This window comes from Bacillota bacterium, from assembly GCA_013178305.1.
Taxonomy (GTDB): Bacteria; Bacillota; Sulfobacillia; order JABLXB01; family JABLXB01; genus JABLXB01.
Genome location: JABLXB010000007.1, coordinates 250568 through 264447, shown reverse-complemented (window position 1 = coordinate 264447; position 13880 = coordinate 250568). Strand labels below are relative to the sequence as shown.

Genomic DNA, 13880 nt, shown 5'->3' with positions numbered 1-13880 from the left:
GTCACCTCGGCATCCTGTACACCCGGACTACCGACCCCTCGCCCTGCTTCCCGTCAGTCGTCACGACAAGCGTATCGTCGTTGTACCCGCACACCCACACCGATCCCTCCGGCTTGAAACGCGCTATCTCTTTCGCGCCGAGCGGGCCGAATACCCATACCGCGACGGACTCCCTGTTCTCGACCAGGGCCGCGATCGAGTCGCCGAAGACTGGGCACACCCCGCCGCCCGCCACCCGCCCATCCACCTTGAGCGATGCGCCGGGCGGGTCCCCCATCCTAGTGCGGATGAGCGACCACGTGTCGTTTGGCCAGTCGAGGCACAGCACTCCCTTCCCGTCGGGTTCCACGGCGGCGACCGTGAAGAGCCGGTCCTCGCCCGGGGCGGCAGGCTCGATGTCCGCGAGGCATACGGGGTCGTCTCCGGTCCCCGCGCCTTCAGCGCCCGCGCCCTGGGTTCCCGTCCCTTCCCCGCCGGCCACGCGGGCGATCCAGACGCTGTCCGGCACAAACTCCATGCCGCCCCGCTCCTCCTGGGACTTGCCGGGAACGCGGGCCACGATCCCCGCCACGAAGCCGATGACGTCGGATCGCGCGCCCCAGGCGAATCGCGACAGCATCTTCCCCTTGACCTCTACGGTCCGCACGATCGTACCGTCGGGTCTGGCGACGGTGATGCAGTCGCTCACCGGCTGAGGCCCGTCTTCATCCGGCAACATGTTGTAGATCTCCGATTCCTCCGGGTAACCCGGTCTCGGAGACGCGCCCTTTTTCAGGCGCGAGGTGTACGCCGCCACGTACCTCCCGTCCGGCGACCACGACGGGTAGAAGCTGGTCGTTTCCCCGTTGAGCAACAGCGGCCTCTCCTTGCCGGTATCGGCATCCAGCACGTGAACGCCGTTCCCGTGCTGCTCGTGCAGGTCGTACGCGTAGTGGCGGCCGTCGGGCGAGAGCCTGGGCCAGAACAATCCGTCATAAGTGGGCATGCCTCCCCTGACGACCCCGAGCCCGCCGCTACTGACGTCATATTCCCAGAGCACCGTGGTAACGTGGAGGTACGCCTTGCCCTTCCCCTCAATGAGGCTCCCCGATTTAAAGACCCCTTCGGCCAGGGGAACAAACGCTGTTTCAGTTGACGACGCGCGGGTCACGTCGCCCACGCGGATGGAGACGCCCCGCTCCCCCTTGTGGGGGCCTGTGCTCTGGTGGCCGTGGATTACGAATAGGCAGCGGGTGTCGTCGATCCATCCCAGCGGGTAGTGTTCGGGATTGTACTCCGGAGAATGCTCTCGAATCCACACGGCGTCGGCGGTGTGCAGCGTGATTATCTCGTCGTCCCCCGCGCCGAGCGGCACCGCGATGACGGCGTCGCCGGAGGCGGCCTTTCTCACCAACAAGGCGTAGTCCCCGCGCGGCGAGATCGCCTGCGCCGGGTTCGCGGTCCACATCCATCCGTCCACCCTGATCTGCTTCACGAGGGAAGGCTCATCGCGGGCACCCGAAACCTCCGGACCGGTACCCTCGCCGAGTGCAGCGTCGCCCCCCCCTGACACGGTAGTCCCCTCGGGATGGTTTATCTGCACTTCACTGTGTGATGTGTGCATCGACCATTCCAGCGCTTGAGTCTTTTCCCGGCCGTCATCCCTGTACCTGACGCTGCCCGACTTCAACTCCACGTAGTAGTAGCCCGGGGGGACCTGCCCGCCGGAGAAATCGACCTGCTTCCAGGTGAAATTCAACTCATATCCGTCTCCGGGTTCAAGGACGCCACTCAGTGATGGGAGGGTCTCCTCCCAAATCGGCGAGTCAATGGAACCCGAAGCCGGGAATACGGCTACAGTCGGGGCATACTCCATCACCTCAAGAGTCCGCGGCGCTTCCCGGCTGGAGGGAACGCCGGTCACGTTGTATAACGAGACCGTCACCTCCACATCTTCGCCGACATCGATCCCCTCACGACCTTTCGTGGATATGTTCGCTTGAAACGGGCTTGACCACGTGTTCGAACTCCCGTACTTGCCGGCCGTCCTCACCCATTGGCTGCGGCCTTCGACGTTGCCGGGGGCGCCCGGAACGGCGTCCTTGCCCGGCGGCGGACTGGAGGTCCGGGAACAGCCGGCGGCAAAGACGGCGAAGAACACAAGGATAGCAACCACGCTCGCCCTGCTCACGTTCACACCTCCTGCCGCACTCTCGCGATCAGTCCGGCCGCTTGAACCGGCCGATTCTTCTCGTTACGGGGACCCGGCACCAGTTGCTTCCACCGTCAGTCGTTCTCAGGAGAACGGACCGACCGTTGTTATCGCTCAGGGCCCAGCCGTCTACCGGGGTCACGAACTGCACCTGGAGAGCCTGTCGAACGCTGCCCACCTCGGCCCAGGTCGCGCCTGCATCGTGGGTTGCGTGTAGCTTCGCTTCTGCAAGAGCGTCCGCCAGCACCCACCAGTTGGCGTCGTCGACCACGGATACGAGAGGCCTGTGCCCCTTTGCCCGGAGCACAGATGCAGCCCTCCAGGAGACTCCCCCGGTTTCCGTGACGAAGAAGACGGCGGCGAATTCGCCGTACTGGTTTCGCTCTCGGATGAAGTGAAAGATGACGGGGAGGACCCCACGCCCTGCCGCGGCTCCATCGAAAAACCGCGGCGGCAACACCTCGATGATGCCGCCCTCCAGGTCAGGCGGAATCGGCAGATCCGGCACTCTCCAGGTCTCTCCTCCGTCCATGGTCATGTAGAAACCCAACTGGTCCTGTCCCCGGTACTCAACCGTGACCCAGCCCGTCCTCCCGTCCGGCAGGAAACCGATGGCCTTCTTGAGACCGCCGAAAGGCAGGCTGTCCCGCCGGTCGGCCGGATCGGACGGCCACCGGCCGCGATGGACCAGCTTCCAGGCGCCGTCGCTCTCCATCCTGTAAAGCTCGACCGGTTCGCTGCCCGACGCCGGCCCGTGCCGCTTCAAGGCCCATCCAGTCGTCCGGTTGTCGTCCCTATTCACGAACAGCCTCGCCGACGCAAAGGGGGCCTCCGACCGGGTCCAGTGCCTCCCGCCGTCGATGGTGCTGAACAGGACTCCGTCGGACTCCGCCGCGCCGGTCGCGTCCTCCCTGTCGACGACCAGCCAGGCCGTGGTGGCATCCGAGAAGAACCAACAGGCTGAGGGACTGCTTGCCTTCTCGATTCCGGGTGGAGTGACGGACCACCAGGTAACGCCGCCGTCCAGGGTGCGAAAGACCCCGCCCGAGGCAATCGCCCAGCCGTGGTACTTTGTGACCATGCAAATCTCCTCAAACGCCGGCTCTGCCCGGGATTCGACTCCCGGTGAGCCGGACCGGCACCCCGTCAGCGCCAGGGCCAACATCAGGGCGAAAACTATCCACGACTCCGGCGTGCGTGCCACCCGCCCGGCTCCCTCCACATCGGGTTCTTCCTAGTCCTCGCCAGCGACAACCTCACAGGCTGAATCACTCGTGACTATGTGAAACCACAAGCGTCCCTGCGGAAGGGATATCTGTCCCAGGCCGTCTTTCTCAAGGCGCACCGGGGCCGTCGGAGAGAGTCTGCTCCAGGATGCCTCCACCCGTTGACCCCTCGCGAACACAACCGCCCGCCCTCCATCCATGACGAAGAACCCGTCAGGGAAACTACCGCACTCGTCGTGACCGCCCCCGGTATGAAGGACTACGAGGGAGGACACCCGCACCCGTGCATCCCCGACCTCTCGCTGATAGCACCGGCCGTCCCACGTCCACCTGAACACCTCGGCCCCATCGTTCCTGCGACCGACAACGGCGGGGGCGTGGTTCCCTTCGACCTTGAGCATGCCCCTGTGGACCAGGTGGCCCTCTTCAGGAACAACGCGGTATCGCTGCTCCTTCATCCTGGCCACCAGCCGACCGGGAGCGATGTAGTCGCCATTTACGCCGGAAATGGTCGACAGGGGATACTCCTGCGATCGGCTTAACTCATCAGCTTCGGGCAGCGTGGTGCCGCACACGACGTTGCCGCAGGAGTATGCCAGGTGGGCGGTCCCCACCCACATTGGACCCAGCGGTCCGACATCCGACCGCGGCCGTCTCGTGAAAACAACAAGGAGGCTCGTCGAGCCATCCCATTCGATCCACTCGTACACCACTTCCGCGTCCTCGATTCCCTTGATCGGCTTCTTCGGGTACTCGGAAACAACGACGGCCACGGGGTATGGCAAGCGGTCCTCGAGAATGGCGGCAGGCAACACTATCCCGAGGCAGACGATCGCGGTGAGTGAGACCAGCAGGAGCCGCCTGGCGGACTTCGTCAGCGCATGGCCGTCGGTTTCGGTTGCGCTGCCTTCCCCTGTGACCTCTCTGAGGATAAGGTTCTCCCTGTCCTCCATTGAGACCGTGCCTCCTCGATCCGCGTCGACGGTGATGCCTGGACGGCTATTCCGGGACCGCGGCTACTCGATAACCGGCATCCCTCGCCAGTATGTGGAACCAGACGGGACCTCGAGGAAGAGGAGCCCCGACGATGTCCCCCATTTGGAGGACGATGGGCCCCGGGAAGAGTCTCCGTATCCACGAGGCCTGGGTCCCTCGACCACCAGCATAGATGAACGCTCGCTCTCCATCAGCACGGAAGGCGCCATCGGGGAAGGCGTCAGGGCCGGTGTCCACGTCGAGTGCATGCAGGATCACCAGCGCAGACACTCCCACCGTCGAGTCCCCGACCTTTCGTCGATACCGCCGGCCATCCCAGTCCCACCGAAAGACCTCCGTCCCATCATCCTTCTTCCCGACCACGACGGGAGCGGGCGATCCTCCGGCCTTCGCGCTGCCCCTCTTCATCATGTAGTCCTCTTCGGGGAGAAGACGGTAGCGGAGCCTCTCAAGGTTCTGCAGAGACTGGTCTATGGTGACGTACTCCTCCGCTGCCTCATGCACCATGAGGGGGGTCATCCGGCATCTGATGTACGATCGAGTCTCCTGGTCCATTGTGCTGCATACCACGGCCCCGTACGTGTAGGCCAGATCGGCGCCTCCCAATCCTAACGGGGCCACGGGTCCGATTAGCGAATCCGTCCGTCGTGTGAAGACTGCCAGCAACCTCGTCGAGCCGTCCACCTCGAGCCACTCGTACACGATCGCCGCGTCCTCAACCCCCCTCACCAGCAGGTTGGGATACTCGGAGATCATCACGCAGACGGGGTATGGCAACCTGTCCATGGAGGCCCTGATGCGGCCCACGGCAACCACGAAGACGACCGCACCGAGCAAGAGCAACGGTAGATGCCAGCGGGACCACCCCTGCTTCCGGGAATCCTTCCCCAAGCGGCGATCACTTCCCCGTTCACTCATCTGGGCAACGGCGACCGAGACACCGCACGGTCCCTACTCTCTCCAACCGAAAACACGGAAGAGACAAGCGCGGCGGCCTCCAATTCGACGGTGGCGGGGAGTATGTCGCCGGACTGACGCCGGGATAGCCACGGCGCAATCCTGGGCCAGGCGAGCAGTACCAGGCGCGGTCTCGCCCCGACGAAGCACTCGGCACCCGCGGCTGTACGCGCAGCCGCTACTTGCGCCCCGCCAGCTCCACCAGGTTGGCGAGGGCCAGAGCTGTCTCCGCGCGAGTAACGGGCTGGTTTCCCAGGAACCTGTCCCCGGCGAATACCTCCCAGGGCCAACCGTAGCCGACAAGGCCGGTATCCACCGCCGAAGCTACCCATCTCGCGAACCAGTCGCTCGAGTGAACGTCGGAGTAAGGCTGCACCCCCTCAGGCCGAAGCCCCGCCATCGAGGCCATCGTCTTCACCAGCTCAGCCCGGGTCACAGGCCCCTCAGGCCTGAAGGTCCCGTCCGGATACCCGGAAAGGGCACCCGCCGTGGTCGCTGCCTGCAAGTAGCCGTCGTTAACGCACCAGTGCCCGTGTACATCGGTGTATGACAGGGCCGTGCCGGGGTCGGGCTTCAGACCGCCGGCCAGCACGAGCATCTTGGCAAGCTCGGCTCGCGTGACGCTCTGGTCCGGCCTGAACGTGCCGTCCGCGAAGCCTGAGACCACACCGCACTTCGCCAGGAACTCGATGGCGTCGCCCGCCCGATGCTCCATTGGCACATCGGCGAAAACGCCGTCGCCGGTATCGGCGGTCAGTATCGTGCCGTTCGCTCCTACGGCGACGAACCGGCCCTCGCCGTATGTCACGGCCCACAAACCCAGGCTGATGCCCGACTCGTTGCGGGTCCAGGTGACCCCGTCGGTCGACGTCAGGATCGTCCCCGCATCCCCAACGGCGACGAAGAGCCCTCTACCATATGCCACTCCAGTCAGCATCTCACGTGTGCCTGATTCCCGTTCCGTCCAGGTGGCACCGTCATCTGAGGTCACTATGCTGCCTTTCACGCTCACGGCTACGAATCGTCCGTCGCCGTACGTGATGCCGAAGCATCGCGTTTTCAAGACTGACGGTTGGGCCGTCCACCGGACACCGTCCTGAGAGGACAGGATAGATGTCGTACCAGAAGAAGGCTCCCAGGCCAGGCCGATAAACCGGTTCATCCCGTACGCCAGGGCGGTCCAGTAGCGCCACGGCTCCGAAGAGTCTTCCTTCCGGTCGCCCTCAGTAGAAAAAGAAGCGATCCCCCCATGGTGTCCGGCAGCGACGAGACGCCCGCGCCCACATGCAATAGCCGCATACGTATGGTAGATCCCCCCGGAGGACTCCGGGGCAAAGCCGGACCACGTGAGACCGTCTGTGGAGGCGTCGATACTGCCGTAGTAGCCGTTGACACGGGTCGCGAAGAATCTCCCCATACCGTACACAGTATGGCTGAAGGACTCCGGGGAATCATCCTGGTGCACGGACCACGTGACGCCGTCCACCGAGACTACAACCCGCCCGGATTGACCCACCGCGACAAACCGACCGCCCCCGTACGCGACCCCGGACAATCCCCTGCGCGTTCCTTCAATTCGGGAAGTCCACTCGATCCCATCCCGGGACGTCAAGACCGTTCCCGCCTCACCGACCGCGACAAACATACCGTTCCCGTAGGCGACGGCCTCAAGCTGGTACTCGACGCCCGACCCGCGCAGCGTCCACCTCAGGCCGTCGGTCGATGTGAGTATCGTACCGCGGTTGCCAACGGCCACAAAACGTCCGTCCCCGTATACAACGTCCTTGAGGCTCATTGTCTCGAGATCCACGAGGGCGCCGACTGGGCCGCCCTGTTCGGTCTTCATTTCGGCCCGGGTCCATGTTGCGCCATCATCCGACGTGAGGATCACTCCGCCCTCCGGGTACCCCCCACCGACGGCTACCAACTTACCGCCCCTACAGGCAAGACCGAAGAGGTACTCTGCGTCGACCGGGGTCGATTGCCACTCGAGCCCATCCTGTGAGGTACCGGTGATTCTCTCGTTCCCCAGGCCCACAAATCGGTCCTCAACATATTCGACGGCATACCATGGCAGAGGCGTCTCATACCTGTGCTGTTGCCAGCTCACGCCATCGACCGAAGTAAGCGTGACCCCATCCGTTTCTTCTTCCGGCCACACGAGCCCCCACGCGACGAACCGCCCGTCGCCGTACGAGATGTCGCGGATCTCGCCCTTGTCGAACCGGATCCGCTCAGTCCACCTGATCCCGTCGTCGGAACTCAGCGCTACCGCCGGTGTGTTCCTACCGCCACCCGTGACGACGTACGTCCCGTCGCCATACGCGATATTCCAGAACTCAGTAGGCGTTCCCGTCCTGTGAACCGTCCAGGACACGCCGTCCGCCGACGTGAGGACCGCCCCACCCCTGCCGACCGCCGTGAACCTGCCTTCCGCGAAGACGATGTCGTGGAGGTCATCGTTCCACGGCGCGGGATTCACAAACCGCCACCTCAAGGCTGACCGCGACTCGGCACGCGGTCCAGCCCCAGGCTTTTCAATCCTCCGGTCGAATTCCACGTGCGGCCCTTTCCTGGGGGTCCTCCCCTCAACCAGGATCTCGACCGCGGTGACCCCTGGAATCTGAAAGGCAGTCTCTCTTATGGCATGGGACATCTTCACGTCGTTATTGTCAACGTAGCGCTCGAACTCTTCGGTGAAGTCCAGCCGGAGCACCCCTTCGCTGAGGACTGCGCGGAGGAGCCTAGTTCCTGCGGGAAACGGCGTGTACAGCTCTGGAGACGCCGGCCCGGCCAGCAGCGAGTTGATTACTGCGGCAGGGTCATTGGGCACTTGTCGTGACTCGGTCACCCAGCCACCCGTCTCCCTGTCGAGGTATGGGATGTGATAGGTGGCCGGGCTGGCAAGACACACTGGTGAGAAGCCGACGCACAGCGCCAGTGACGCGACTACGAAAACGGAGAGAGGTCGTTTCACGCGTAACCCTCCCTGTCCTTTAGTGCTCCAGCCCGGATCCCAGGCCGGGCGCCCCTTCGTCATTCTGGATGGCGCGTCCAGGTTCCTCCAGATAGACTCCCACCGGTGAAGGCCCCGGTCTCAACCCCATGGGACGGCCGGCTCACCGGTTGTCGTTATTCTTGAATACCCTGACCACCGATTTCTCCCCGCTCCGGCTAGACGCCGAGCCCGTCACGACCAGCGTGTCGCCGTTGTACCCGGATATCGAAGTCGGCCGCTTCCCGTCGAACCGCGCGATCTCCCGAGCCTCGCCGCCGCCGAAAAGCCATACGGTAACCGAGCCCTTCCCCTCGACAACCGCGGCTATCCGGTCGCCATACACGGGGGTGGCGTTCCAGCTGCAGAACACCCCGTCGATCTTCAAAGGCGCGGCGCCTGGGGAGCCGGCGTCCGCATAGTAGAGGGAGGATCCGCCGATACGGTAGTAGTTGAACAGCACTCCCCCGCCTCCGGGCTCTACCGGCGCGACGGCCACGTTCGGGCGTTCCGTCTGATCCTCCGGCGCCACGTCCGCGACTTTCACGGGCGGGTCGGAGCCCTCGATCGCTGCCACCCACACGCTATCCGGCACGAACCACCTTTCCTCCGGCCCTACCTCTGCGGCTGCCCCCGCCGGTTTCTGCGCCACACCCGCGACGAACCCAACGTAGCCGGAATCGACTCCCCATGCGAAGTCGGAGATGGTCTTCCCGTCTACAGCGATCTTCCGCACGACCTGCCCGTCCGGGCGCACGATCGAGATGGCGCCCCCCACGGGCTGCCTCGCGCCTGAGCAGCCGCAGCCCGCCACCGACTCCGGGTCGCCAGCGGGAAGACGGCCCGAATCCTCGTCGCCGGCGTTCACCTCGTAAACGGCAATGTATTCCCCGCTGGGAGACCAGCGCGGGTCGAATCTCCTGGAGCCGTCTTCGGGGAAAAGACGCCTCTGTTCACCGGAGAAGTTGTCCAGGATGAAGACCTCCTTGCCCGCCTGCGCCGGGAGGTCATAAACGTGGTAACGCCCGTCGGCTGAGATTTCCGGCCGGAACGAGCCGTCAAACTCGGGCAATCCGTCCCTGACGAGCCGCAGGCCGACCCTCTCATGGTCGTACTCCCAGATGGCGCCCGTCACGCGAAGGTAAGCCTTCTTCTTGCCGGGCAACAGCACCGCTGAGAGCAGGCTCCCCTCCGGAAGGTCGATGAACGCCACCTCGCTGGGTGTACCGCCGCCGACATCGCCCGTCCTGATGGAGACGCCGCGTTTGCCCGCGTGCGGTCCGTCGAACTGGTCCCCCAGAACGGTGAACATGTAGCGATTGTCACTCACCCATCCTATCGGCCACTGTCCCACGGTATGGCCACCACTCCACTTCCTGTCCACCGAGTGAAGCACGCGGGGCTCGGCGTCTGCGCCACCGGCGGTCGCGCGGGGTGTCCCACCGGCAGCCTCATGTACCGGTATCGCCAGGAGCCTCGCCCCGGCAACCGTATCGTTCACCGCCAGGACGTACCTGCCGCCTGGCGAGAGCGTCCCCGCGTGGTTTGTCGTCCAGATCGGGCCCTCTATCTCCAGGGACCTGACCGGCGCCAGGTCGCCCGTTTGACGGCCCAGCAACCCTGCCGCAGGTAAGCCCGTGCCCTCGTCAGCCCCCAGGCGAAACACCCGGACAGTAGACGTCTGCTCCTTCTGGCCGGGTTCATACCCCGGGACATCTGCTAGGACCAGGGTCTCCTCATCCGCGCCGAGAACCTCGAAGCGACGGTTTCCCTGTGTCTCCGCGATCTCTCGCGACTCCTCGGGGCCCAGCAGCCAGACGGCAGCCCGCCTGTTCCCCTCGATTATCCCGACGAGCGACTCGCCGAACACGGGTTCATCGCCCTCGAGCCTGAGGTAGCCGTCGTCAACTTTCACCGGCCGCGACGCCGCGCCGGATGAACTCAGTCGGGCGTGCCAGACGGCGGTCACAGGGTCACGGTAGTCAGTATACAGCAGCCCGCGGCTGTCCACGTCGACCGAGTGCACCACCACGTACGACCTCTGCCCGGGGTCGTCTCGGGGTATGTCGGCCACCTTCACAGGAGGGACCGGCTGGCCGTTATCGTTGACTCGGGCAACCCACACGCTCTCCGGCTCGAAGTCTCCCAGCCCGCTCTCCAGTTCGACGGCCTTCCCCGCGACAAACCCAATCGCATCCGACGACGGGCTCCACCTGAACGTCCAGAGTGTCTTGCCTTCGACCTTGATGGTCTGGACCACCCTGCCGCTCACGTCCACCACGGTTATGGACCCGCCGGCCGGCTGCGGTCCGTCCTCCCCCGCCAGGAAATCGTAGTTGCCGGTGCCCGCCGGTTCCTGGGACGCGGTGGCACCCGGCTTGAGGCCCGCCGTGTACGCGGCCACGTACCTGCCGTCGGGTGACCATGACGGCAGGTAACTCCATGTCTCACCCCTTGGAAGCAGGGGCTTCTGATCGCCCGTCTCGGTATCCAGGATGAACATGCCGGTGGCGCCCTTCTCGAACAACTCGTAAACGTAGTACCGGCCGTCGGGTGACCGCCGGCATCGGAACAACCCGTCATATATGGGGAGACCGCCCTTGATGAGCCGCGTCTCGCCAGTATCCACGTCGCACTCCCATATCGCCGAGGTCACGGAGAACTGCGCTTTGCCCGTCTCCCTCTCGAACGCGGCCGAGCGGAAGACACCCTGTGGCACGGGGATGAAAGCGACCTCCCGGGATTGCCCACTTTCCAGGTCGCCTGTCAGCACCGCCACCCCGTGCCTGCCCTTGTTCGGGCCGAAGTTCTGCCACCCGATGATTGCGAAGGCGTAGCAGGTATCCGAAAGCCACCCCAGGGGGCGGTAGCCGAACGCGGCCCTTTGCAGGTACGCCCTGTCTACCGAATGAAGGGTACGGACCCCGCCGCTCCCGTCGAGCGAGATGGCCGCCACGCTCATCCCCGAATCGCCGCTGAGCACGGCCAGCACGTACTCACCGCCGGGGGGAATCGCCTCGGCTTCATACGCACGCCGTATCTCACCGTCCACCTCGAACGAGGCGACTTCCTGCAGGGTTTTCCGCCGGGGCGAGTCGACCTGCGAGTTGGAGTCCGCCGCGTCCGGCCCAGCAGGATCCTGGCACGCCGGCGGCACGATTCGTGGAGTACCCGAAATCGGGTTCGCCTGGCCGGCGGGCGGGCTGCCCGTCTGCTCCCGGGGCGGGTCTCCCGGGCGTTCCCCGGATCTTCGTGCCCCCCATCCCGCACAACCGGTTAGTGTTATCGACGCGGCCAGCAAGACCACGCCCATGGAGAAGAAGATCCTCCGCGGTTGAAGCGCACTACAGCCTCGTACACAGCCGTCCGGAATGGCCATTCTTCTTGGCATCATCCGTTCCCCACCTCTATCATGTGGGAGTCAGCGAAGCAGGCCCGCCAACCAGGGCCGGCCCGGCGAAGCCGGGTTGCCGCCCACCGGATCCTTCAACCCGACGTCCGTCTGATCCGAGACGTAGGCGGAGGCGCCGATGGACGTTAGGGACTGGAATCTGACGCTCGTGCGGATGCCTAGTCCTTGGCCAGGGATCTCGGGTGACTAGTCGGCTCCTGCTGAAAGCTCCATCCCTTGTCCGGTGGTAATCTTAAACACGCCAATGACAGTCTCGCCATCAACGGCATAGAGGGGAATGTAGCGAACGCGAATGCTGCCCCCCGCTCGGCGCTGTGGGGCTAGAGATTCGTCCGGCGTCTTCGGGGGTGGTCCGTCTAGGTCCACCTTCCGCACATACCCCAGAGTACCATCCACGCCAGGTGCCGCGATTAAATCCGGCTCTGTGTCCGGAGAAGTGGCGTACGCCGCAGAACCATACGTCTGGCCGTTTTCGTTCCTCGGGTAGACGGGAACGGGCGCGAGGCCTTGGTTAAGATACACACCTGCTGTATCGCGAAAACCGAGCGTGCCCAACAACACGCCGGCAACAAGAGCCACGCCGAAGACTACTGTTCGTACCCCACGCGGCTTGAGTCGCATTTCGCTATCCCCCTGCACAAGAGAGAGTCGTATCCAGGAAACTCGAGTATTCGCGATGGAGCAGTCCGAACATGGTGAAACCGACCGTGAACCGCAGCCTGTGACCGAATCCGCCGCACTCCGGCTTCTCCACTGCCTCGACGCCTGGACAAGTGAGATGAATGCCCCTTGCCGCCTGCGAGCCCAGCCGGTAGGAGACCGCCCACCGGCCCGAATCCGGCAGACTGCTCTTGTTGATTACGGATGTCCCATAGGTGGGAAAACACCAACCTGGACGTGTTGAGAACCCACCGCCAGCGGGTACCATGGCCACGGAGGACTCTCCGGCACTCTGGGGATCGGTCGCCCCAATCCTCCTACTCCAGGCATCAGCGCCGGGATCCACCGCGTCTTCAATATGGAGACGCTTTACCTCCCAGCGGGTTCCACATACCGCATAGCCCGCGCTTGTTATACAGTTGTCCTCCGTAATCCAGTAGTCTGCGCTGGAATCGGCTTCGGAGTGATCGTGGTAGATCCTCTTGACAAGGGTAAACCTTCCACAGGGACCGAAGTCCCACATGTAACAAGCGCTGTGTTCCAGGGGCCAGTCTGAATCCATGTCACTGCCTGCGCTGTTCGGATCCTTTCCGTACTCGGACAAGACTATGGATGTCTGCTGCACCATTGCTGATAGAGTCTCGGTTGCATCCGGCTCCGTCAGAGAAAAGACCGCGCTGGTGTGGTATACGTTCGGTGAATGTACCATTCTCACACCCCAGCCGATCTGTTGGTACCGCGCATCGCACTCCTCTCGGAACGGTAGGTCCAGGCCTATGCTCTCTGCCACTGCAGGCGTTGTCGCGCCCTCGCCATAGAAGTAGAGGTACTTACCGTCCTTCAACAGGTTTCGCAAGATGCCGGGATCGATGCGATTCGCCACAATTGAATCGATCCAGACCGCATCCTTGTCGGAAGCAGCCTTCCCCCGTTCGGCGTCTGACGGCTCGACCACTAAGGCTCGCTCCATGAGGGTGGCCCAACTGTCAGGGGTCTTCTCCGCCAGAATGATCGCGTTCAACTCACCCACTTGGACCCTCCAGTCCCCAGCGTATCGTATAGCCTCGATGACTCGAACCCCCGGATAGTCCCCTGCAACAGCTCGACCTGGCTCTGCCTTGTAGGAGTCGCGTGTACCGGAGAAATGGAGGCATACCCACGTAAACAAGACCGCTAGGCCCGTTAAGGCAGCCACGACGTACCCTGCGCGCCTCATGTCAGCCCCTTCGCCCTGCCACATCAATCACCAGACACATAATATGGGCAGTGTAACCCCTCACTCCCCACGAGATGGCTGATGCGCGTGTCTTGGGAGCAACGGTAGCCTCAATACCCAGACTAGTTGTGGGTAGACCCATAAATGTCGAAGCCCGGCGCTTTCGTTGGTGAGATTTTGGGAAAGGAGGAAGGCGCATTCGAGTCGTGGACTGTTGGTGTGTATGA

At 63.9% G+C, this 13880-nt stretch carries 8 protein-coding genes; all 8 read right to left on the bottom strand.

What is annotated here, in order from left to right; all coding sequences use genetic code 11:
- Position 1 precedes the first annotated feature (1 nt).
- Positions 2 to 2170 carry a hypothetical protein gene (locus tag HPY55_13885; protein ID NPV71711.1) on the bottom strand — a complete coding sequence of 723 codons (2169 nt, stop codon included), beginning with the start codon at positions 2168 to 2170 and terminating at the stop codon, positions 2 to 4.
- Between the two features lie 28 nt (positions 2171 to 2198).
- Positions 2199 to 3395: a hypothetical protein gene (locus HPY55_13880; protein ID NPV71710.1), complete on the bottom strand. Its 1197-nt coding sequence runs from the start codon at positions 3393 to 3395 to the stop codon at positions 2199 to 2201.
- Positions 3396 to 3425: 30 nt separating this feature from the next.
- Positions 3426 to 4370, bottom strand: a complete 945-nt coding sequence (locus tag HPY55_13875) for a hypothetical protein (GenBank protein ID NPV71709.1) — start codon at positions 4368 to 4370, stop codon at positions 3426 to 3428.
- A 46-nt stretch (positions 4371 to 4416) separates the two neighbouring features.
- Complete coding sequence (locus tag HPY55_13870; protein ID NPV71708.1) at positions 4417 to 5304, bottom strand: DUF3048 domain-containing protein; 888 nt, start codon at positions 5302 to 5304, stop codon at positions 4417 to 4419.
- A 244-nt stretch (positions 5305 to 5548) separates the two neighbouring features.
- Entirely contained in the window at positions 5549 to 8347 is a 2799-nt protein-coding gene (locus HPY55_13865) for a hypothetical protein (protein ID NPV71707.1), read from the bottom strand.
- A gap of 142 nt (positions 8348 to 8489) precedes the next feature.
- Positions 8490 to 11759, bottom strand: a complete 3270-nt coding sequence (locus HPY55_13860) for a hypothetical protein (GenBank protein ID NPV71706.1) — start codon at positions 11757 to 11759, stop codon at positions 8490 to 8492.
- 204 nt (positions 11760 to 11963) lie between these two features.
- Complete coding sequence (locus tag HPY55_13855) at positions 11964 to 12398, bottom strand: peptidase M56 BlaR1 (GenBank protein NPV71705.1); 435 nt, start codon at positions 12396 to 12398, stop codon at positions 11964 to 11966.
- Positions 12399 to 12402: 4 nt separating this feature from the next.
- Positions 12403 to 13653, bottom strand: a complete 1251-nt coding sequence (locus HPY55_13850; protein NPV71704.1) for a hypothetical protein — start codon at positions 13651 to 13653, stop codon at positions 12403 to 12405.
- Positions 13654 to 13880 lie beyond the last annotated feature (227 nt).